The 23,125-nt window shown below is 53.1% G+C and carries 16 protein-coding genes; 15 read left to right on the top strand and 1 reads right to left on the bottom strand.

Annotated features, from left to right (window positions below; genetic code table 11):
- Positions 1-55 precede the first annotated feature (55 nt).
- From CRG97_RS09030 to CRG97_RS09040, 3 genes are all read left to right on the top strand, one after another.
- On the top strand, positions 56-826 hold the full coding sequence (locus CRG97_RS09030; protein ID WP_098742703.1) for a 16S rRNA (uracil(1498)-N(3))-methyltransferase: 771 nt from the start codon (positions 56-58) through the stop codon (positions 824-826).
- A gap of 2 nt (positions 827-828) precedes the next feature.
- Positions 829-2,172 (top strand): tRNA (N(6)-L-threonylcarbamoyladenosine(37)-C(2))-methylthiotransferase MtaB, encoded by a 1,344-nt coding sequence (gene mtaB / locus CRG97_RS09035; protein ID WP_098742704.1) that lies wholly within the window; start codon positions 829-831, stop codon positions 2,170-2,172.
- A gap of 86 nt (positions 2,173-2,258) precedes the next feature.
- Entirely contained in the window at positions 2,259-2,714 is a 456-nt protein-coding gene (locus CRG97_RS09040) for an NUDIX hydrolase (protein WP_098742705.1), read from the top strand.
- Here the strand turns inward: CRG97_RS09040 and CRG97_RS09045 are convergent.
- On the bottom strand, positions 2,711-3,682 hold the full coding sequence (locus tag CRG97_RS09045) for a Na/Pi cotransporter family protein (protein ID WP_098742706.1): 972 nt from the start codon (positions 3,680-3,682) through the stop codon (positions 2,711-2,713). The two genes, CRG97_RS09040 and CRG97_RS09045, sit on opposite strands and share 4 nt — an antisense overlap.
- A gap of 390 nt (positions 3,683-4,072) precedes the next feature.
- Between CRG97_RS09045 and CRG97_RS09050 the strand changes: the two genes are divergently transcribed.
- From CRG97_RS09050 to CRG97_RS09100, 12 genes are all read left to right on the top strand, one after another.
- A complete protein-coding gene (locus CRG97_RS09050; protein ID WP_098742707.1) occupies positions 4,073-5,446 on the top strand; it encodes a class I SAM-dependent rRNA methyltransferase in 1,374 nt (457 codons plus the stop codon).
- 266 nt (positions 5,447-5,712) lie between these two features.
- Positions 5,713-5,841, top strand: coding sequence for a hypothetical protein (locus CRG97_RS33990; protein ID WP_272914357.1), 129 nt, complete (start codon positions 5,713-5,715; stop codon positions 5,839-5,841).
- Positions 5,842-5,941: 100 nt separating this feature from the next.
- Positions 5,942-9,472, top strand: coding sequence for a helicase-exonuclease AddAB subunit AddB (addB, locus tag CRG97_RS09055; protein WP_098742708.1), 3,531 nt, complete (start codon positions 5,942-5,944; stop codon positions 9,470-9,472).
- 5 nt (positions 9,473-9,477) lie between these two features.
- Positions 9,478-13,593: a helicase-exonuclease AddAB subunit AddA gene (gene addA / locus CRG97_RS09060; RefSeq protein ID WP_098743089.1), complete on the top strand. Its 4,116-nt coding sequence runs from the start codon at positions 9,478-9,480 to the stop codon at positions 13,591-13,593.
- A gap of 51 nt (positions 13,594-13,644) precedes the next feature.
- The gene (locus CRG97_RS09065; protein ID WP_076320583.1) at positions 13,645-14,823 is read left to right on the top strand and encodes an exonuclease SbcCD subunit D; all 1,179 of its coding nucleotides are present in this window, start codon (positions 13,645-13,647) and stop codon (positions 14,821-14,823) included.
- A 1-nt stretch (position 14,824) separates the two neighbouring features.
- Positions 14,825-18,277: an AAA family ATPase gene (locus CRG97_RS09070; RefSeq protein WP_098742709.1), complete on the top strand. Its 3,453-nt coding sequence runs from the start codon at positions 14,825-14,827 to the stop codon at positions 18,275-18,277.
- A gap of 284 nt (positions 18,278-18,561) precedes the next feature.
- On the top strand, positions 18,562-18,921 hold the full coding sequence (locus CRG97_RS09075; RefSeq protein WP_071222932.1) for a histidine triad nucleotide-binding protein: 360 nt from the start codon (positions 18,562-18,564) through the stop codon (positions 18,919-18,921).
- 185 nt (positions 18,922-19,106) lie between these two features.
- Positions 19,107-19,280: a 30S ribosomal protein S21 gene (rpsU, locus tag CRG97_RS09080; RefSeq protein ID WP_005547957.1), complete on the top strand. Its 174-nt coding sequence runs from the start codon at positions 19,107-19,109 to the stop codon at positions 19,278-19,280.
- A gap of 16 nt (positions 19,281-19,296) precedes the next feature.
- Positions 19,297-19,737 carry a GatB/YqeY domain-containing protein gene (locus CRG97_RS09085; RefSeq protein WP_053489149.1) on the top strand — a complete coding sequence of 147 codons (441 nt, stop codon included), beginning with the start codon at positions 19,297-19,299 and terminating at the stop codon, positions 19,735-19,737.
- Positions 19,738-20,051: 314 nt separating this feature from the next.
- Positions 20,052-21,356, top strand: a complete 1,305-nt coding sequence (locus CRG97_RS09090) for an NfeD family protein (protein WP_237566359.1) — start codon at positions 20,052-20,054, stop codon at positions 21,354-21,356.
- A gap of 92 nt (positions 21,357-21,448) precedes the next feature.
- Positions 21,449-22,450, top strand: a complete 1,002-nt coding sequence (gene floA, locus CRG97_RS09095) for a flotillin-like protein FloA (RefSeq protein WP_076320586.1) — start codon at positions 21,449-21,451, stop codon at positions 22,448-22,450.
- A gap of 18 nt (positions 22,451-22,468) precedes the next feature.
- Positions 22,469-23,047 (top strand): single stranded DNA-binding domain-containing protein, encoded by a 579-nt coding sequence (locus CRG97_RS09100; protein ID WP_076320587.1) that lies wholly within the window; start codon positions 22,469-22,471, stop codon positions 23,045-23,047.
- Positions 23,048-23,125: the final 78 nt, after the last annotated feature.

The following is a 23,125-nucleotide window of genomic DNA, read 5'->3' on the forward strand; positions in this document are numbered from 1 at the left end:
GCACGAAAAGTTGTATGATGGGGATTGGCGATTTTGGAGTTAGGTGAGGATAAAGATGCAGCGATATTTTGTCACTCCCGCACAATTCGAGGGAGACCGTGTTGAGATTACGGGCGATGACGCCCGTCATATTACCAAGGTCATGCGAGGCAGACTTGGTGATAAATTGATTGTAAGCGATGGGGAATCCCGCGAAGCCATGGTGGAGATTGAGAGCATCGAAGCGGCCAGTGTCATTGCCGTTGTGATTGAACCCATGGAGATGACGCAGGAACCGCGTCTGCAAGTGAGCATCGCTCAGAGCTTGCCGAAAGGCGATAAGATGGAGACCGTCATCCAAAAGTGCACCGAGATTGGCGCGGTGTCCTTTGTGCCCTTCCTATCGGACAGAACGATTGTTCAGTACGATGCCAAGAAGGAAGGAAAACGGCTGGAACGCTGGCGCAAGATTGCGAAGGAGGCGGCTGAACAGGCGCATCGTAACCGGATACCGTCTGTTGAACAGCCTCTGTCGTGGAAAAATCTGCTTGCAGCATTTTCAGGCTACGATGCCGTATATTTTTGTTATGAAAAAGAGCATGGCTCCCAGCTAAGGGACGTACTGAAGCCTTTTGTAGAGCAGGCGCTGCCGAATTCGGCCGAGAAGGCCAGCTTGCTGCTGGTCGTTGGACCCGAGGGCGGTTTTACGGAAGAGGAATGCCGAGCGGCCGAAGATGCAGGAGCCGTATCCGTTGGGCTTGGAAAGCGGATCCTTCGCTGCGAGACTGCCGGCATGACGGCGCTTGCCTGCGCACTATATGAATCTGGAGAAATGGGGGGCGTTTGAACATGCCATCCGTAGCGTTTTATACGTTGGGTTGCAAAGTCAATTTTTACGATACCGAGGCCATCTGGCAATACTTCAAAAATGAAGGCTACGACCAGGTGGACTTCGAACAAACCGCAGATGTTTATTTGATTAACACCTGTCACGTTACCAATACAGGGGACAAGAAGAGCCGTCAGATGATCAGACGCGCGGTTCGTCGCAATCCCGAGGCCATTGTGGCTGTAACGGGCTGTTACGCGCAAACCTCGCCTGCAGAAATTCTGGATATTCCGGGCGTGGATCTTGTGATCGGGAACCAGGATCGCGATAAAATCATGGATTTCATCCATGATATTGAAAAGACGCGTCAGCCGATTAATGCAGTTCGCAATATCATGAAGACCCGGGTATTTGAGGAAATGGATGTTCCGGATTTTGCGGAACGCACTCGCGCATTTCTAAAAATTCAGGACGGATGCAACAACTTCTGTACGTTCTGCATTATCCCATGGTCCCGCGGTTTGTCACGCAGCCGTGATCCGAAGAGCATCATCAAGCAGGCGCATCAGCTGGTTGGAGCGGGTTATAAGGAAATCGTGCTGACCGGTATTCACACAGGCGGATACGGAGATGATCTTGAAGATTACAGATTGTCCGATTTGCTGTGGGATCTTGACCGGGTAGACGGTTTGGAACGGATCCGCATCAGCTCCATCGAAGCAAGCCAGATCGATGAGAAGATGCTGGATGTGTTGAATCGCTCCAGTAAAATGTGCCGCCATCTTCATATACCGCTGCAAGCGGGGGATGATACGGTACTGAAACGGATGCGCCGTAAATATACAACCGAAGAGTTCTATAACAAGATGGGCTTGATTCGTCAAGCCATGCCCGATGTGGGCATTACGACGGACGTTATCGTTGGCTTCCCTGGCGAAACCGATGAGATGTTCCGTAACGGCTATGACCTGATGAAGGCAATTCAGTTCTCCGAGATGCATGTATTCCCGTATTCGAAGCGTACCGGCACGCCGGCAGCACGGATGGAGGATCAGGTGGACGAGGAAGTGAAGAATGCACGTGTGCATGATTTGATTGACTTGTCGGAGCAGCTGCAGCTTGCTTATGCTGAACGTTTTGTAGGTCAGATTCTGGAAGTGATACCGGAGCGTGAGTACAAGGGTGCTCCTAATGGCGGAAAGATGCAGGGTTATAGCGATAATTATCTGCAGCTTGTATTCAACGGATCGCCTGATCTCGAAGGCAAACTGTGCCGCGTGAAAGTAACCAAAGCCGGTGTAAATGAATGCGAGGGCGAACTCCTCAGCGTCATAGATCATGGACTAAAGGCAGCTGCCCAGTAATTCCAATAGCGGCCATACCAGACAAGGATTTCATTTCCTGGCTACCGGAAGTGGAATCCTTGTTGTACATGAAGGAGGAATAGGACATGGCATATACACAGATTTCCGCAGGCGGCGTGGTATACCGTCATCATGAAGGGGCGCTTCAGATCCAGCTTATTTTGGACCGTTATGGAAAAACCTCGCTTCCCAAGGGCAAGATGGAAGCCGGTGAAACCGTCGAGCAGACTGCACTTCGAGAAATTTGCGAGGAGACAGGTATAGTCGGATCCATCACCTCTCCAGTGGACATTATTGCATATAAATACCATCATCCCGAATTCGGCCAGGTGGACAAGGAAGTCCATTACTATCTGGTTAAAGCAGAAAAAGGTAGCTTAAAACCCCAAATCGAGGAAATTAACGGCGTAGACTGGTTTGAGCCTTTGGCCGCATGGAGGAAGCAGCGCAGCAACGGATATAACAACAATGATATCATCCTGCGTAAAGCTCTAATGCTGCTTGAGGTTAGCATTCCTGCGGATGAAGATATGAAACTTTAGGTCTGTGCCCGCTTGTTCCAGAAGGGCAGATAGCATAGTGGAAGCGCAATAAGCGAGCATACGATATTAAATAAGGTTTGCGCATGGGCGATTTGTCCGGCCGGATCCGCCGCTAACCATCCGGATACGGTGGTTAAGCCCGAGATGAACGGAGTAAAGAGCAGAACTCCGCCGATATTCAGCCCCATATGGGACCAGGCCACGAATCGCCCTGCTCGGGTGCTGCCAATCGCTGCTATAAGTGCTGTTGCGCAGGTGCCGACATTGGAGCCCAGAACGATGGCAACGCCGATCTCCGGAGGCAGCGCACCGCTGGCTGCAAGCCCCATAGCCATAGCGATGACAGCTGCGCTGCTGTGCATCAGAGCAGTCAATATCGTTCCGGCTGCTATACCCCAGAGGACGCTCCGCGAAGCGTGGTCCAGGAACCATTGGAACAAACCGAGGCTTTGAAGGGTCGGGCCGATAGACTGCATGAATTGTATAGCAAGCAGCACCAGCGAGAATCCGGCGACAGCGAGGCATAAAAACTGACTGCGGATCAAATTGTTTTTTACCTTGTCGTAACTCGGAGGCACGCGCTCGCTGACGATTACGGCCCCGATCCATAGCATGAGCGAGAGGACAAGCAGAGGCATGGCGGCTTGTCCGATCTGCAGGCTGATGAGCTCGGTGGTTACCGTTGTGCCGATGTTCGTGCCGAGAATAACGCCCAAGGTACCGGCGAGGCTTAACAATCCGGCATTAGCGAAACCTATTGCCAGCACGGTAACGGCGGTACTGCTTTGCAGCAGGGCCGTGACCGCTGTGCTGGCGATCATACCTTTAAGGGGCGTGGATGTCGCTTTATGGAGCCACTTATGCAACAGCGGACCGGCCCAGCGTTGGAGCGCAACCTCCATGACCTTCATGCCGAACAGGAACAGGACAAGACCGTAACAGATGGGAAACCAGAGTGAGGATAGCATGATGTTCTCCTTTTAGAGGTTGTTCAAAAAGCTCTCTTTTGATAAGAAAACCAATCGAGGCAATCAAGGATGAGCGACCGCGATTCAAAGGTAGGTTTTCTTGCGATATAGAATTTCATCAGCTCTGCTGATAACGAATAAATTCTATATCTAACACGAAGTAAATCAGGAAGTCACTCAGCATCGAATCTTGAATTCAGCCGGGCCTTCTCGGTGCTGAAAACCGACCTTTTTGAACACGCATTTTTAGTGAAATAAAGTGAAGGATATGAAGCATCCGCTACTGAGAGAGTCCGTCGAAAGACTTTTTTTCTTAATTACGTATATGACCCTTGGTGGACATGCATGCCTATTGAAATGGCCAGGGGATAACTTAAGGAGTGAAATACAGTGCCATCGGTAATTTTGGAGCGCAGTCGAAAAAAGAGACTGGAGCAGGGGCATCCCTGGGTTTATAAAAGCGAGATTGCCTCTGTCGAAGGGGAACCCAAGCCGGGTGATATCGTATCGGTATTAACCCATCAAGGCCGTTTTCTCGCCTCCGGTTATTACAACCCGCAATCTCAAATCACCGTACGCACCGTTTCGTATGAGCCGGTTGAGACGATGGACAAGGCCTTTTTCGCCGCCAGGTTTCAGGAATGCCTGAAACATCGGGAACGGTTTATCGGAGATGAGAACGCCTACCGGCTGGTTTATGGCGAGGCGGATTTTCTGCCAGGGCTGATTGTGGACCGTTTTGATGACGTACTGGTTATCCAGCTGCTGACGCTGGGCATGGATCGCTGCCGTGAGGACATCGTGAACGCGCTTGTCGAAGTGGTCCAGCCGAAAGGAATCTATGAACGAAGCGATGTATCCATCCGGGAACTGGAAGGGCTGGAACAGCGCACGGGTATTCTCTACGGGGAGTGTCCTCGCCACGTAACGGTGACGGAGAACGGTTTGAAGATCAAGGTGGATATTGAAGAAGGCCAGAAGACGGGATATTTCTTTGATCAGCGCGAGAACCGGGCATCCATTAAACCGTTAATGAAGGGTTGGGGAGACCGCAGCGGGATCACGCTCCAGACTGTGGAACGGGACGGTGAGATGAAGTCCTTGCCGGTGAACAAAAGCGGAAAAGAAGTCACGTTTCCCTATTGGGACGGTGCTACGGTGCTGGAATGCTTTTCGCATACGGGCAGTTTCACGCTGCACGCGTGCCTTTATGGCGCCAAGAAAGTAACCTGTCTTGACATATCGGAGCATGCCATTGAAAGCGCCAAAGAGAATGTGGTATTGAACGGATTCCAGGATCGCGTGGAGTTTGTAGTGGACGATGCCTTCCAATATTTGCGCAACCAGGTAAAAGGCTTGGAAGAACGTGAGCAGCGTGCGCAAGGGGATCAGAAAGTGGATACCTCCAAACCGCTCACCGCGGGAGGTGGACGTTCCTGGGATGTGGTCATTCTGGACCCGCCGGCGTTTGCCAAAACCAGGTCTGCTGTCAAGGGAGCTTGCCGGGGATATAAGGACATCAACCTTCATGGAATGAAACTGGTGAATGAGGGCGGTTATTTGGTTACGGCAAGCTGCTCGTACCATATGCGGCCGGATTTGTTCCTGGAGACGATTCAGGATGCTGCAAAAGATGCCGGCAAAATTCTAAGACTCGTGGAATGGCGTGCGGCTGGCAAGGATCACCCGCAAATTCTCGGGGTCGACGAGGGGCATTATTTGAAATTTGCCGTGTTTGAAGTGCGCAGCAAATCAAAGCTTTAAACTGCCGCAGCTATAGCGGTTGATGCGAAGGATCTTGCCATGGTGGGTAAACCACGATGGCAGGGTCCTTTTTTGCATGTCCGCAATATTTTGGAATGGGAATGAAATCCAAACGTATGTTCCATCAAACGATACTTATGCTATACTAGTAATCAACATCTTTTTTGATAGACAACGACCCAAAACGTGGATTTCACATGAATTTTGATACATATGGCGAATAGTGCGTGTTCAAAAAGGTCGATTTTCAGCACCGAGAGGGTTGGATGAAGCTAGGGACGTCAGGAGCGGAGCGTACGATTTGGGTACGTGAGCACCGGAAGGCCCGGCTGAATTCAAGATTCGATGCCGAGCTGCTTCCTGATTCGCTTCGTGATCAAAAGCGGACTTTTTGAACAACCTCTAATAGATTCAAGGGCATGATTTCACCGGAAGAGCAGCTTGTTTTGAAGGTGAAGGAGTCCCTTTCGAAAGACGATGTAAAGGGGGCATAGCATGAGCATTCAATTTGTTATCGGCAGGTCGGGCAGCGGCAAGAGCACGTCGATCCGCCAAGAGATGATCGAGCGATTGGAGCAAGATCCCAAGGGGAATCCGATGATACTGATCGTTCCCGAACAAGGGTCCTATGAAGCAGAGCATGCACTCGTTAATGCGGGAGGCATTCGCGGGATAATGCGCGCGCAAGTGCTTAGTTTCCGTCGTCTGGCTTACCGCGTCATGCAGGAAAGCGGCGGGGCCGCAAAGGTGGTGATCAGTGAAGAAGGCAGGCGCATGCTGCTGTACAAAATTTTGCGGAGGCGCAAAGAAGAGCTCCAATTGTTCGGTGCTTCGGGAGAGCAGCATGGTTTTGTCGGTAAGCTGAGCGAGCTGTATACGGAAATGAAGCGCTATTGCATTGACGCATCCTGCGTAGAGGAGCAGCTGGGACAGATGATATCTGGCTCCGGGAATCCACCGATGCTTCGGCGCAAGCTGGAGGACATCGTAACGGTCTTTCGTGATTTTGAGCATGAGATTTCACGGTTCTACATGGATGAGGAAGATACGCTTGCCTCATTAGCAGCGGGCGTGACCCAATCGGACTATATCAAGCGCGCCGACATTTGGATCGATGGTTTCCATGGTTTTACGCCGCAGGAGTACCGGGCGCTCCGGGAAATTATGGCCCATGCCAACCATGTAACGATTGCGTTGACACTGGACAAGCCTTATATGAACGGCAATGTTCCGCATGAGCTGGATCTCTTTCATCCTACCGCAGTGACGTACATAAAGCTTAAAGGCATTGCCGATGAGATGGGGTTGGATATGGAGCATCGTATTCTGCAACCCGATGTTCTTCCACGGTTTCAAGAATCCCCTTTGCTTGCCCACCTCGAGCGCGGTTATGATCGGAAGAAACGTTGGACGGAAGCTGCCCGAGATGGAAATACAGTGAGCAATCCGGACGGCAGCAGGACAGGTCTTCTTCTGCATGCTGCCAGTCACCGCCGGGCTGAAATCGAAGGAGCTTTACGTGAAATGGTGCGTCTCGCCCGGGAAGAAGGAGCACGATACCGGGAAATGGCCGTGTTTGTCCGGAATATGGGAGAATATGAGCACCTGATAGGTCCTTTATTCAAGGAACACGGTGTTCCTTATTTTCTGGATCAGAAGCGGAGCGAGCTGCACCATCCGCTGGTCGAATTTATCCGATCTGCTCTTGATGTCATTGGACGCCGCTGGCGTTATGAGGACGTATTCCGCTGCGTGAAGACGGATCTGCTGCTGCCGCTGGACGGTTCGCTTACCCGTGAGGACATGGATCGTCTGGAGAACCACGTGCTGGCTTCCGGAATCCAGGGCTCGCGCTGGACGGATGGCCGCCCGTGGAAGGGAATTCCAAGCCTCTCATTAGAGGATGGAGAGAGTGAGGTGCGCAATCCGGATGGTTTGCAGGCGATTGAGTATGCCAGAAAGGTGATTACGGAGCCGCTGCATGCGTTTGAGAAGCGGATGAAAAAGGCAACGAGTGCAATGGATCAGAGCACCGCAGTCTATCGGCTTCTGGAGGAAACCGCTGTTCCCGAAAAGCTGGAGCTGTTAAGCCGCGCTGCTCTGGATGCCGGGCGTCCTGAGGAAGCGAGGGAGCATCGCCAGGTATGGGGGGCTGTGCTTGACCTGCTCGACCAGATTGTGGAGATGATGGGTGCGGAGAAGTTGAGTACCGAATTGTTCACGGGCGTGCTGGGTACGGGACTTACGGAGATGAAAATGGCTCTGGTGCCTCCGTCTCTGGATCAAGTGCTGATCGGCAGCATGGATCGGACACGGACGGGCGGGGTGAAATATGCTTTTCTGCTCGGCATTAACGATGGTGTTCTCCCAGCCCAGTTTCAGGACGATGGGATCCTGACAGAACCGGAGCGTGTTCAGCTCGAAGACCGCGGACTGGAGCTTGCTCCAAGCATATCCCGAAGACTGCTGGATGAACGGTTCCTGATTTATAATGCTCTGACTTCCGCCAGCAAGCAGCTGTGGGTCAGCTATCCTGCGGCAGACGATGAAGGCAAGACGTTACTGCCATCCGAGGTCATCCGCCATTTGAAGCTGATGTTTCAGATGGAAGAGGTGCCTTTGTTTCCAAGACCGCATGCCGGGCAATCGGCCTGCGAGCAGGAGCATTATGCGTCACGTCCTGATAAGACGTTGGCTTACTTGACGGGTCGGCTACGGGACTGGAGGAATGGAGAGGAGATCCCGAACATTTGGTGGCATGTGTACAATTGGTACGCGGAACGGCCGGATTTAAGGTCGCGTCTTTCTTCGATGCTCTCGTCCTTGTCTTACCGGAATGAAGCCCGGCCACTTAAGCAGGAAACGAGCAGGCAGTTGTATGGAACGAAGCTGCGAACAAGCGTATCTCGGATGGAGCGCTTTGTTGCGTGCCCGTTTTCCCATTTTGCCTCCCATGGGTTGAAGCTGAGAGAACGGCAGCTGTACCGTCTTCAGGCTCCTGACATCGGGCAGCTATTTCATGCTGCCTTGAGCAGCATGGCCGTGAAGTTTCAATCCCAGCATCGAAGCTGGGGAGACCTGACCGCGGAGGAATGCTTGCGCGAGGCGGAAGCGACCGTCGATCGGCTTGCTCCCATGCTGCAGGGTGAAATCCTGCTTAGCTCCAAGCGATACGGATATATTTCGCGCAAGCTGAAAAATATCGTGGGCAGAGCATCCGTGATTTTGGGTGAACAAGCAAGGCGCGGCAAATTCGAGCCGATCGGCCTTGAGCTTGATTTCGGTCCAGGGAAGCCGCTGCCGCCCCTGACGTTTGAATTGCCGAACGGGGTCAAGATGGAGATTGTCGGGCGCATTGACCGGGTCGACATGGCACGCGGAGAGCATGGGATCATGCTTCGGGTCATCGATTATAAATCCAGCCAGAAGGATCTGCGATTGCATGAGGTCTATTACGGGTTATCCCTGCAGATGCTGACCTATCTGGACGTGTTGCTGACGTTTGCGGAGGACTGGCTCGGTGAACAGGCTTTGCCTGCGGGAACCTTGTATTTCCACGTTCATGATCCAATCTTGCAATCTGCAAACGGCATGACGCCGGAGCAGGCGGCAGAGGAGCTGCTCAAACGTTACAAAATGAAAGGCTTGCTGCTGGCAGACCGCGAAGCGGTTTCCCTCATGGATTCGTTCCTTGAAAAAGGGCACTCGGCCATTCTGCCTGTCGCCGTCAAAACGGACGGCAGCTTCTACAGCAGCGCAGCCGTGGCAACACCTGACCAGTGGGAGACCTTGTTGTCCGCCGTGCGGGAGAACATGCTGAATATCGGCTCCAGAATTACGGGGGGCGATGTCGCGATTGTGCCATACCGGATTCAGCAGGAGACCGCCTGCACGTATTGTTCCTTCCGGCCTGTATGCCAGTTCGACGACGCAATTGAGGGCAGCGAATATCAGCTGCTGGGTAAACCGGGTAAAGATCAGGTTTGGGATATGCTTGGACATCCGAAGGGAGGAGAGAGCCGGTGAGAGAGATGATAGCAAAACCCGAGGGCAGCATGTGGAGTGACGACCAGTGGAAAGCCATCGCGCTGTCGGGCGATGATATGCTGGTTGCAGCCGCAGCAGGTTCAGGGAAGACCGCCGTGCTGGTTGAACGGATCATTCGCAAAATCCTCGACGATTCCGCGGGGTTCAGCGTAGACCGGCTTCTTGTAGCTACGTTTACCAAGGCTGCGGCTGCCGAAATGCGAGGACGGATTCGGGAAGCGCTTGACCGTGAGCTGGACCGGGATCCGGACAATGAGCATATCCGGCGACAGCTTGCTTTGCTTGGTAGGGCGTCAATTACAACGCTGCACTCCTTTTGCATGGAAGTCATTCGGCGATATTATCAGTTAATACCGCTGGATCCGGGATTCCGCATTCTGAATGAACATGAGGCGGATTTAATGCGGCAGGATATGCTGGAGGAGCTGTTTGAAGAGAAATACGGCGAGGCCGAGGGCGACCAGGAAAGTCGGTTTCTTCATTTGGCGGACTGGTTCAGCGGCGAGCGAACGGACGACGCGCTGTACCGTCTCGTTCAGCGCCTCTATGATTTCTCCCGCAGCCATTCCTGGCCGGCACACTGGCTAAGGGAAACGGCTGCCGGCTTCCAGGTACAAGATACGGAGGCTCTCGGACAAACGCCATGGGTTCAAAGCATTTTGGCTGATGCCCGTCTGGCTTTGAACGGAGCGGCTGGCTTGCTGCAGCAAGCAAGGGCGATCGCCATGCAGCCGGGAGGGCCTGCACCGTATGTGGACAATCTCGATGAGGACTTACGATTGGTCGCCTCCCTGCTTGAGGCCATCGATAGTTCGCCGTGGGAATCGTTGTACGGCATTTTTCGCGAGGCGTCTTTCGGCAAGCTCAAATCCGTTCGGAAGGATGAGGTGCTGCCGGAGCTTCAGGAACAGGTTAAGGAACTGCGCGACAACGTGAAGAAAATCGTCAATGAGCTGAAAAGTGCATTGTTTGGCCGTCCGGCATCGGAATTTTTGCAGGAACTTCACACGGCAGCGCCGCTGATGATGGAGCTGGCCGAGACGGTTATCGCTTTTGGCGAGCGATATCGGGAGGCCAAAGCGGCCAAAGGCATGGTCGACTTTAACGACCTTGAGCATTACTGCCTTCATATTCTTCGTCACCCTGATTCCGTGCCGGGGCATATGATGCCTTCCGATGCGGCGATGGAATACCGCGAGCAGTTTGATGAAGTGCTGCTCGACGAATATCAGGATACGAACAGCGTACAGGAAGACATTGTACGATTGATCTCCAGGGAAATGCCGGGCAACCGGTTTATGGTCGGTGACGTGAAGCAGAGTATTTATCGGTTCCGCTTGGCGGAGCCGGGACTGTTTCTCGATAAATATAAGACGTTTTCTTCCGACGCAAGCACGGCCCAAGCCGGCATCCGGATTGATCTGGCCCGTAATTTCCGCAGCAGGATGGAAGTGGTGGATGCCGTCAATTTGTTATTCCGGCAGATCATGAATGAATCCGTAGCCGAAATTGCCTATGATGCTCGAGCGGAGCTTGTATGCGGTGCTTCCTTTCCGGAGCAGGAGGTTCAGGGCGGTACGAACCCTTACACGCCTGAATTGCTCCTGATCGACCGTCTTGGAAAAGGGACGGAGGAGCAGTCCGAGGAATTGGCTTCCGAAGAGGACGGGGTTCGTCTTGAGGTTGAGGCGCTTGAGATGGAAACCGCCCAGCTGGAGGCCCGTGCCATTGCCCGCAGAATTCGTGAGATGACGGGCGAAAACGGGAAGCCGCTCATGGTGTACGATAAAGGACTGAAATCGATGCGGCCCGCGGGGTATGGGGACATGGTTATTTTGCTTCGCTCAGCCATGGTATGGGCACCGTTAATTATAGAGGAACTGCGGCAGGAAGGGATTCCGGCGTTCGGCGAGCAGAACAAAGGGTACTTTCAGGCGACGGAAGTGGAGATCACTTTATCGCTGCTGCAGGTGATTGATAATCCCCGTCAGGATATTCCCCTGGCTTCCGTATTGCGCTCGCCGATACTCGGATTATCCGAGGAAGAGATGGCACAGGTACGCCTGTGTGCCAAAGGGACTTATTACGACGCGCTTAAGGCAGCAGTCGCGATAAGTGTCGCCCCGTCGGTCATGGATTTGGCGCGCCCTGTGGGCTTCGTGGATGGCAAATGGACGCCGGGCGTAGAGCTGGAAGGATTGGCTGAAGCCGCAGCAGGTCATGAGCTCATGGCAGGCAGCCTACTTTCGGATGCTCCGCTATCAGCGGAAGGTCAGAATATCGAAATATCTCCAGAGCTTAGCTCAAAACTTGGATTGTTTATGGATCGGCTTCAGCGCTGGCGACAGGAAGCGCGTCAAGGAAGTTTGAGTGATCTGATCTGGCAAATTTATAGCGAAACTGGTTATTTGGATTGGGTTGGCGGTCTGCCCGGCGGCAAGCAGCGTCAGGGCAATCTGACCGCCTTGTATGACCGGGCCGTGCAGTATGAACAGGATACAGCCTCCAGAGGTCTCTTCCGTTTCCTGACCTTTATCTCCCGACTCCGGGAGCGAGGCGGGGATCTCGGCACTGCCGGCGGTACGGAAAGCCAGGGCAATGCGGTGCGCCTGATGACCATTCACAAGAGCAAGGGGCTGGAATTCCCGGTTGTTTTTGTAGCGGGATTGTCCAAAAATTTCAACCAACAGGATTTGAATTCCCCTTTCCTTATGCATAAGGAGCTTGGCTTTGGACCGAAGTTTGTGGATGAAGGCATGCGTGTTAGCTATCCCACGCTGCCTAACCTGGCGATCCGGCGCAGGTCGCAGCTGGAGTTGTTAGCTGAGGAGATGCGCGTGCTCTACGTTGCCCTTACGCGGCCTAAAGAGAAGATGATTCTGGTCGGCACGGTGAAGGATTTGCCGAAGAAGGTGGCTGCGTGGGCACAAGCCGATGTTAACCCGGAGCTTCTTCTGCCGGATTACGTCCTTGCCCGGGGCCGGAGTTACTTGGATTGGATCGGCCCGGCTGTGATACGCCATCCATCCGCAGGTCTGCTCCGCGAGAAGGCGGGCTTATCCGGGGAGACGAACTCACGCGTGTTGAGAGAAGATCGATCGCAATGGATATTTTCGATCGAGACGCCGGAATCCTTGGCGCAGGGCATGATCGGTATTAAGGATGACGTGCAGGCGGATAGCGATGACCGGATGAATAAGCTGAATGCCCTGCGCAAGCTCGAGCCGGTCGTTCCGGTGGCTAGTATAGCCGAAGCGGAAGATAAGGGTACGGATGATCAACGTGCAAGCATCTATGAGCGCTTGTCTTGGAAATATCGTTATGAAACGGTCAGCCAAATTTCCGCCAAAACGTCCGTAACGGAGATGAAGAAGCTGCTTGCCTTGCAGGACAGCCCCTCCCTGGATCTGCTGGAGGAGCAGGCCGTAAAACGTCAGAGCAAGGAAAATATCGGGGCAGGCACATCCTTCACACTAAGCTTGCGACGGCCGAAATTTATGGAGTCAACGAAGCTGACACCTGCGGAACGGGGAACCGTGTATCATACGATCATGCAGCATGTGCCTCTTCAACGACTGGAGGGAGCCGGGGAACCGACGCCGGAGATCGAAGACACGATCCGCTACCTTGTGGAAAAAGAAATCTTAACCGGTGAGCAGGCCGCCGCGGTGGAAGCCACGGAGATCGGCGGCCTGTTTGCTTGCGAGGTAGGGAAGCAGTTGCTGACTGCAGAGGATGTCTGGCGCGAGATGCCGTTTTCATATGCACTCCCCGCAGCTGAAGCTTATCAAGGGCTCGCTTTCATGGACCAAATCTCGGACCAAGCGGCCGAAGCAGCGCCGGATGTGCAGCTCCTTCAGGACGAAACCGTGCTGATCCAAGGGGTTGTGGACTGCCTGTTCAGGCAGGGCGGTAGACTTGTGCTGCTGGATTATAAAACGGACCGGGTGCTGGAGCATCGCGGCGGCGTTTCGGCCTTAGCAAAGCAGTATCGTTTTCAGCTGGATCTATATGCAAAGGCCTTGGAGGATATTTTAGGCGAGCCCGTACATGAAAAATGGCTGTACTTTTTTGATGGGGGACATGCCGTTCAACTATAGTCATTTCGATTTGTTTGATTGGGAAGTTTGAAGCGGGAGAGGAGATTAGCGATGCGTATTTTGCATACCGGAGACTGGCATCTGGGGCGCGCACTTGAAGGCCGGAGCAGGCTTGCAGAGCAGGAGCGCTTTCTGGATGAGCTGGTTAAGCTGGCAGATGAAGAGCAGGCCGATCTGATCCTCATGGCGGGGGATGTTTATGATTCCGTAAATCCGCCTGCGGCTGCAGAGCAGTTGTTTTATGATGCGGCCGCCAGACTTACGGAGGGGGGCCGCCCTATGGTGGTCATTGCAGGCAACCATGATCAGCCGGAACGGGTTGCATCGGTCACGCCGCTTGTTGCAACCAGGGGCATAACGCTGATTGGGACTCCCGTCGCCGATGCGATCACTGTTGCAGCGGCACGTACCGGAGAAACGGCCAAGATTGCAGCACTGCCTTATCCGTCTGAGGCCAGGCTCAATGAGCTGCTATCGATCGATGGAGATGAGGACCAGCTCCGGCGTGCCTATAGCGAGAGAGTCGGACAACTGATGAGGAAGATGGCAAGGGAATTTTCTCCGCAGACGGTCAATCTGGCCATGAGCCATATTTATGTACTTGGCGGCGTCGAGAGCGATTCCGAGCGGCCGATTCAGGTCGGTGGAGCGTATACGGTTGATCCGTTGGCACTCTCTGTAGGCGCATCTTACACGGCGCTTGGTCACCTGCATCGTTCTCAGGCAGTAAAAGGGGAGGGAATCATCCGCTACAGCGGTTCACCGCTGGCCTACAGCTTCTCGGAAGCGGGACAGGCCAAATCGGTGACCCTGGTTGACGTATCGCCAGGAGGAGCACCCGTGATCGAAGAGTTGTTTCTCAGCAGCGGTCGCCCGCTTGTTCGCTGGAAGGCCAAAGGCGGCTTGGAAGAGGTGTATCGATGGCTTGATGAGGGGCGTGATCCCGAAGCTTTCATAGATCTGGAGGTATCCCTAACGGAGGCCATGGGGCTTGCTGACATTCAGCGACTTCGAAAGAGCAGGGACGGCATTGTTCACATCCGTCCGGTTTACCCGGAGATGGAGGCGCTGGAGTTGGAGAGCGAACGCTCAAGGCTGCCGCTGCCGGACCTGTTCCGAAAGTTCTACCAGCGGCAAACCGGCGGGGCGGAGCCCGAGGATCATCTGGTCGATTTGTTTCTGGAGCTTGTAGAGGAAGAGGAGTCTGACGGTATGGAGGTGAAGCCATAAGATGAAACCGATCTTGTTGAAGTTATCCGGACTGCAGAGTTATCGAGAAACGCAGGAGATTGATTTTGAGACGTTGTGCGAAACCGGACTCTTCGGTATTTTCGGACCGACGGGAAGCGGGAAATCCACGCTGCTGGATGCTATTACTCTAGCCATGTATGGAAAGGTGGAGCGCGCAGTTAACGGAACCCAAGGCATCATGAATCATTCGGAGGACAGCTTGTCCGTCTCCTTTACGTTTGAGTTGTCTTCCGCTGCCGGGCTGGAGCGATACCGGGTAGAGCGCCGATTCAAACGGGTAAACGAGCTCTCCATCAGCAATACGGTGAGTCGATTTATCCACGTTACCCCCGATGGGGATCAGGTGATGGCGGATAAATTGGCCGAAGTCACCCGCTGCGTAGAAGAGAAAATCGGACTTAAAATGGATGATTTTACCCGCGCGGTCGTCCTTCCTCAAGGAAAGTTTGCCGAATTCCTCTCCCTGAAGGGGAGTGAGCGTCGGCAGATGCTTCAGCGGCTGTTTCATTTGGAACGGTACGGAGACCAGCTTGCGATCAAGCTCAGCCGCCGCGTTAAGGATACAGAGGGCTCGCTGAAATCCGTCGAAGCTGAACAGCAAGGGTTGGGCAGTGCAGGCAAAGAAGCTTTGGCGGAAGCGACTACGGCGCTGGAAGATGCCAAGAAACACGCGGCGTCATGCCGGAATCTTCTCCAGGCCGCCATTGAAGCCCATGAAGCCATGGGTAAAATCCGTGAGTTGGATACGGAAAAACGGCGGCTGCAGGGGAAACTGGACGAGCTTGCCCTTCATGAGGAAGAGATGAAGGAGCTGGAACGAAAGCTTGAGCTGACAGGGGCGGCAGCCGCTGTTCTCCCTGCACTTGAGGCATGGCGCGAATCTGGCAAGGCCTGGGATCAGCGGCGGCAAATTGCTGAAGGACTCACCGCCCAAGCTGTATCCGCTCAGAAGGCGGCGGAACAGGCCGTGAAGGCGGATGAAGCTGCCCAAGCAGCCCTTCGGGCCGAGGAGCCGAAGCTGGTGCTTCGGGAGCAGCAGCTGGAGCAAGCTGTTGTATTGCAGCGGGATCGTGATGGATTACGGGAAGAACTGATTAGGCTGGATGCACAGCGAGTGGATGCACGCAAAGAGCATGAAGGGGTAACTGCCCAACTGCAGAAGGAGCAGGAGCTGCTTGAACGAGGGCGAAAGCGGCAGGAGGAGCTGCAAGCCAAGCTGAAAGGGCTTGAGACCCGCTCTGGTGAGCGCCAGGCGCTTCATATGGCGATGCAGAAGGTTCAAGCCCTCGAGTCTGCCGGCAGACAGAAGCAGAAGGCTGAGCTCGATTTAAAGACACAGGAGAGCAAGCTGAAGGAGCAAGAGGCAAGGTTTATTGCCCTGCAGAAGCAGGAGCAAGAATTGCAGCGGCACTACATACAGCTCTCCGTGCAAGCTGACAGCTTGCAGCGTGATGCAGCCGAAGCCTCGTCGTTTGCCGATCGGATGGCAGCCGCGGCAGCTCAGGTAAACCAGGCGATGAGCCAATCGCTTCGAGACAAACAGCTTCATGCCTTGTCCCTTTCGCTGGCCGCCGAGCTTCAGGAAGGAGCGCCTTGTCCGGTTTGCGGGAGCGAACATCATCCTCGCCCTGCTGCCTCATCAGGGCAGTCTGAAGATAATCTTGATGAGAGCATGGATCGGCTGACGCAGATCACGCATCAGATCCAGGAGGCCAGATTAACCCTGCGGGGGCAGCTTAACGAAGCGGAAGCGCTAGCTAGCCAAACGCGCTCGCAGATTGAGGCGTATGCAGATGACGAGTTGCTTGCCGTCAAAAGCGGCGGGCAGGAGCAGGAACGCGGATGGATGGAGGCGGCAGTGTCAGCCATACCTGCTGATGATAGACCGTACGATGTGGAAAGGCTTGCTTCGGATGCAGCATGGCTCCTAAAAGCAGCCGAAACTCAGGCTGCTGCCATCGGACAATGCCGTACGGAAGCCTCCAAGGTACAGCAGAGCCTCTTCACATGCCAGCAGGAGCTTATGAAACAGAGCGCCGCGCTTGAGAATGGTCAAATGACATGTAACCAGCTGCGGGATCAGCTTGCAGGACTGGAAGCAGAAGCTGAGGGCATTCTGAATTCCTGGCAGGAAGTCAAGCCGGATTTTTCTCTGGAAGAGGCGGCCGACCGTTTTAAGCTCATGCAAGAGAAGGATGCGGAATCCGAGTCGATCAAGGAAGGGCTTGAGCGCAGCGTTCCATTTATCGAGGAGAAGAAGCAGGCTGTCCTTCACTTGGAGCAGCAGCTTCGTGAGCTGGAGAAGCAGCTGATTCAATGGGATGCGCAGCGTGAAGGTAAGGCGGAGGGGCTGAAGGATAAAGAAGAGCGTCTTCAGCTATGGATCGGCGACCGGTCGGCTGAGGAGCTGCTGGGCGAATGCCGGACCAGAATGACGATGCTGAAGGAATCAGCGGAACAAGCCAGAAGCGAGTGCAGGAAGGCAGAGGAGAAGGCTCAGCATGCAGCCAAGGAAGCGGCTCTTGCAGAACAGGCAGAGGGAGCCGCGCAGGAGCAGCATCAAGCTGCGAAGCTTGCCTGGGAGAACCAGCTGGCAGGTTCACCGTTCGCTACGGAGCATGCCGTCATGGAAGCCTGTTTAACCCCGGAAGAAATTGAACGATGTGCACAATTAGTGAAAGCCCATCGGGAAGGACAGCGGGAATGGACGTTGAGACTTCGCGACGTCGAACAGAAGCTAGGCGTAAGCCCTTTTCATGAAGAGGAGTGGGAACGGTGCTCAGGCGAGCTTCAGGCGGCCCGTACAGCCGATGAGGAGGCCCTTCAAGCGAGAGCTCGAGCTGAGCGGGACTTGGAAGACCTGAACAAACGTCACATCCGTTTTATGGAATTGGAAGAGCAGCGTCTTCGCCTTCAACGAGAGAGCGAGCGCTTGTCCAAATTGCAGTCCTGCTTGCGCGGAAACGCATTTGTTGAATACATTGCAGAGGAGCAGCTGATGCAGGTGAGTCAGTCGGCTTCCCAGCGCCTTCGCTATTTGACCAAGCAGCGCTACTCACTTGAGGTGGACTCCGGGGGGGGATTCGTCATTCGGGACGATGCCAACGGCGGCGTCCGGCGTCCGGTATCCACACTATCCGGCGGCGAGACATTCCTGACCTCATTGGCCTTGGCTTTGGCACTCTCGGCACAAATTCAGCTGCGCGGGCAATATCCACTGCAGTTCTTTTTCCTCGACGAAGGGTTCGGCACGCTGGATCCAGAGCTGCTGGAGACGGTCATTACCGCGCTTGAGCGCCTCCATACGGATAAGCTGACCGTTGGCATTATCAGTCATGTGCCCGAGCTTCGGGCGCGTCTGCCGCGCAAGCTGGTCGTACGCCCGGCGGAGCAAGCGGGAGCGGGATCGCAGCTTGCGATCGAATCGATGTAATAGGCGAAACATGGATGATGTGATCTAGATCACGGAAACAGCAACATGGCACTGTTATAGTACAGATAAGCCGACATATGTAAGAAGCACCGGGCAGGCGCTTGATCATGAGAGATTCCTATCTTTTTCCTTGCTCTCATGATCAAGCGCCTCCTTACTGGACAGCTGCGTTCCAGGGGTGCTTCTCTTTTTTTTGTGAGTATGCCTTAATTGTCATCTATTGGACGCACTGCCTAATTTCTTATATGATAAAAGCATGTAAACGTATGAAAGGGGTAACCGTAATGGATTGTCTTTTTTGTAAAATCGTAGAGGGTGAGCTTCCTTCCACGAAGGTACTCGAGAATGATAAGGTGCTTGTTTTTCAAAACATTAACCCGGAGGCGCCGGTTCATGTCCTGATCATTCCCAAGAAGCATATCGCATCCATGAACGATATTCAGGATGAAGATTTGCTGCTGATTGGCGAGATGCACAAAGCGGCTAAAGAAGCCGCGGCGAAGCTGGGCATTGCGGAGAGCGGTTATCGATTAATTAACAACTGCGGACCCGATGGCGAACAATCGGTGTTTCATGTGCACTATCACCTGATGGGCGGTCGCCGTTTGGGCGCTTTAACAGGCATTTCACCCGCTCATACATAACATCAGGCCAATGAAGAAATAGATCAGCCTCGCAGCGGGAGTGTCGCAGCGGGGTTGTTCTAATTCTTGCCACTATCGTAAAATAGACGTCTAAGGTTGACACCCTATTTCCGTTTGCCCTATAATGAAGTTTGATGAACCGTGTTAATGCTCTTGGACGGTCTGGTCGGAGGGAGGGAAAACTGGTGTCTGAAACTAAAGTTCGCAAAAACGAGACAATTGATGCTGCACTTCGTCGCTTCAAGCGTTCCATTGCTAAAGATGGCGTATTGGCTGAAGTGAAGAAACGCAAGCATTATGAAAAGCCAAGCGTAAAGCGCAAGAAAAAGTCCGAGGCTGCTCGTAAGAGAAAGTTTTAGGAGGATCTGAACTAGCATGAATCTTAGCGAACGATTGAACGAAGATATGAAGCAAGCGATGAGGAGTAAGGACAAGTTCAAACTCTCAACGATTCGAATGGTTCGTTCGACGATAAAAAATCTTGAAATAGATTTGAAACGAAGTTTGGATGACAACGAAGTGCTTGATATTTTTAGTCGTGAAATCAAACAGCGCAAAGATGCCCTCCAAGAATTTGAAAAAGCGGGACGCGACGATCTTGCCGCCGATGCAAAAGCAGAAATTGAGCTCCTTAGCGCCTACCTCCCGGAACAGCTTACTGAAGAAGAAATTAAAGTCATTGTACAGCAGACCATCCAGGAAACCGGTGCTTCTTCAAAAGCCGAGATGGGTAAAGTAATGAGCGCTCTCATGCCGAAAGTTAAAGGGCGTGCAGATGGAAAGCTTGTCAATCAAGTTGTTCAACAATTTCTGTAACAACATAAGTGAAACACCCCTTGTTTTCTCAAGGGGTGTTTTTTCTTTTTTTGTGGGTATGCTTTCGAGAACCGCCTTTTCGCGATGGTTTTTTTAAGAATGGGAATACTTTTTGAAACGAAATCGTTTCTGATTCGTAATAACTACCATATGAGTGCAATTAGATACATATGCTTATGCAAAAGGCAGGTCGCTGAACCCTTTTTGTCGAAGTAATGGTTCAGATGGCTTAATACGTCGAAAAGGAGGGGAACAGATTGAGCAAATCGTTTTGGATCCGCAAATTACTGACATTCACGGCAGCTGTTGTTATGATGCTGATATCCATCGGAATGTATGTTGGGCCAGTGAAATCCGCAATGGCGGCTAACATCGGCTCGGTTTACGTCATTCCGGTCAAGCAGCAGATCGAGCGCGGCTTAACAAGTTTTATGGAGCGCGGATTTAAGGAAGCCGAGGAGATGTCGGCGGGTCTTATTGTTCTGGAGATCGATACACCCGGCGGTCTTGTGGATCAAGCCGGCAAAATTGCCACCTTGATGAAGGACAGCAAGATTCCGATCGTGGCTTACATTACGGGCGATGCCGCATCAGCCGGCAGCTATATCGCGCTTAATGCAGATAAGATTGCTATGTCGCCTGGCAGCATGATCGGCGCAGCTTATATGGTCGATGCCAGAGGCAACCGGATTGAAGATGCTAAGCTGGTGTCCTGGTGGAAGAGCAAGATGGCTGGCGCTGCTGAAGCGAGCGGTCGAAACAAACAAATCGCGATGGGTATGGCTGATGTCAACCTAAAGGTCGATATGCCTGAAATCGGTTTGACCAAGCAGCCCGGCGAGGTGATATCTTTAACGGCTGATGAGGCACTCAAGACGGGGTACGCGGATACGATTGCAAGCAGCACCGACGAGGTGATAGCTTGGATGGAGTATTCCACCCAGGACGTATTTCGGATGGAGCCCACGTTCTCGGAGAAGCTGGCAACCTTTCTTACGCATCCGGGTGTGATGACACTTCTGTTGTTCATTGGTATTGCAGGCGTTATTATCGAGGTTATTGTTCCAGGATTTGGTGTGCCGGGAATCTTGGGTGTAGCGGCATTCGTACTGTATTTCTTTGGTAACCAGGTGGCCGGATTTGCCGGTTGGGAGACCTGGCTGCTGTTTGTGATCGGTATCGTGATGCTGGCTATGGAGCTGTTTGTGCCAAGCTTTGGCATACTGGGCATCATCGGCTCGGTAAGTTTGATTGCCGGCGTTGTGATGGCGGCCTACAGCACTTCTCATGTTGCCCTGTCCCTGGGCATTGCGGCAGCATCGGCTTTGGTGGCCATTATCGTGGTTGCCCTCGTATTCAAGGAACGAGGAGTATGGCGCAAATTCATTCTCAGTGACAGCTTATCGAGGGAGGAGGGCTATATTCCGAACGAAGACCGGGATGTGCTTATCGGTCTGGTCGGAACTTCGATTACGCCGCTTCGCCCGGCTGGAACGATGGAACTTGAGGGACGCCGACTCGATGTGGTTACGCTTGGAGGATTCATCGATTCCGGTCGACCGGTACGCGTCATTAAGACGGACGGTACAAGAATTGTTGTAGAGGAAGAAAAAGGGTGAACCCTACCACGGAATTGTGTAATATTAAAGAGCTAGTGTTTAAATGTTCCAAGTGATGAAAGCAAATACTCAATAATGGAGGGTAAACGAATATGGATGGTTCATTGGTACCGATTCTTCTGATCGGGGTTGTCGCGATCATCGTACTTAGCGTGTTTTTCAGTTTCTTCCCGTTAATGCTCTGGATCTCGGCGATCGCCTCCGGCGTTCGCGTCGGAATAATTACATTGGTGGCTATGCGCCTGCGGCGCGTAACACCAAGCCGAATCGTGAATCCGCTGATTAAAGCGACAAAGGCAGGCCTTGGTTTAAACATCAATCAGTTGGAAAGTCACTATCTCGCAGGCGGTAACGTAGACCGGGTGGTCAACGCCTTGATTGCAGCCCAACGTGCGAATATTCCGCTTGAATTCGAAAGAGCAGCCGCGATTGACCTTGCGGGACGCGATGTTCTGCAAGCTGTTCAGATGAGCGTTAACCCGCGTGTCATTGAGACACCAACCGTTGCCGCTGTAGCAAAAGACGGTATTGAAGTGAAAGTTAAAGCACGTGTAACCGTACGTGCCAACATTGACCGTTTGGTCGGGGGTGCAGGGGAAGAAACGATCATCGCCCGCGTCGGTGAAGGTATCGTTACCACGGTCGGTTCGAGTAATTCTCATAAAGACGTATTGGAAAATCCGGATTCGATCTCCAGAACGGTTCTCTCCAAGGGATTGGATGCCGGTACTGCATTTGAAATCCTGTCCATCGATATCGCGGACGTGGATGTAGGCAAAAACATCGGCGCGTACTTGCAGACCGAACAGGCGGAAGCCGACAAGCGTATTGCCCAAGCGAAGGCGGAAGAACGCCGCGCGATGGCGGTAGCCCAAGAGCAAGAGATGAAGGCTCGCGTCGTAGAGATGAGAGCACGCGTTGTGGAATCGGAATCCCAAGTTCCGCTGGCTATGGCTGAAGCGCTTCGCAGCGGCCAACTGGGCGTGATGGATTATATGAACCTAAAGAATATCGAAGCCGACACGCAAATGAGGGGTTCCTTCGGTAAGATGGGTGAGAATAATGACAATCCCGGTGACAACAAAACCAAGTAACGATGAGGTGAGCCTATAGTGAGCTGGTTATTCGATAATATTTACATTGTAGCTGTTATAGGCTTCTTCATTATCTCCGCCCTCGGAAGACGCGGCAAGAACCCTGAGGAGGGGAAAAACCCCCGTATGCCGTCCTTTGGCGGCGAAGGGGACCGTCCTGCAAGACCGGGGCAGCAGCGGCCACAGCGGCCTGAAGCAAGACGGGTACAGACGACTCCGCAAGTCTCCCGTCCGGCACCTGTTCAGGAAAGCACCCGGATCGAGCGGATGGATGAAGAAGAAGCGGGTACCGGAAACGGATATTCTCTTGAGCATCAAGAGATAGACCGAATGAAACGTGAGCTTGAAATGAATTCTAGCCACGACAGTATGGATTACCGAATCGAGATGATGCAGAGGGATCTGGACCGGATCCACTCTCATTTGAATCGGATGACCCTGGATATACCGGAAACCGTTGTCGAAATCCACGACGAAGAGCGAGAGCAGAACAAGAATGATCGATCGTTTCTTGCAGAACAAGCTCGAAATGGTATTGTTTGGGCCGAAATTCTGGGAACTCCGCGTGCCAAGCGCCCCATGAATCCTCGGCGTTAAATTGGATCAGTTAATAGATTCATAGAAGCGGGAGACCGCCTCGTCAGATTTTTTGACGGGGCGGTCTTTTTACTTTTC

Origin of the sequence: Paenibacillus sp. EZ-K15, from assembly GCF_002573715.1 — a bacterium.
Taxonomy (GTDB): Bacteria; Bacillota; Bacilli; order Paenibacillales; family Paenibacillaceae; genus Paenibacillus_AQ.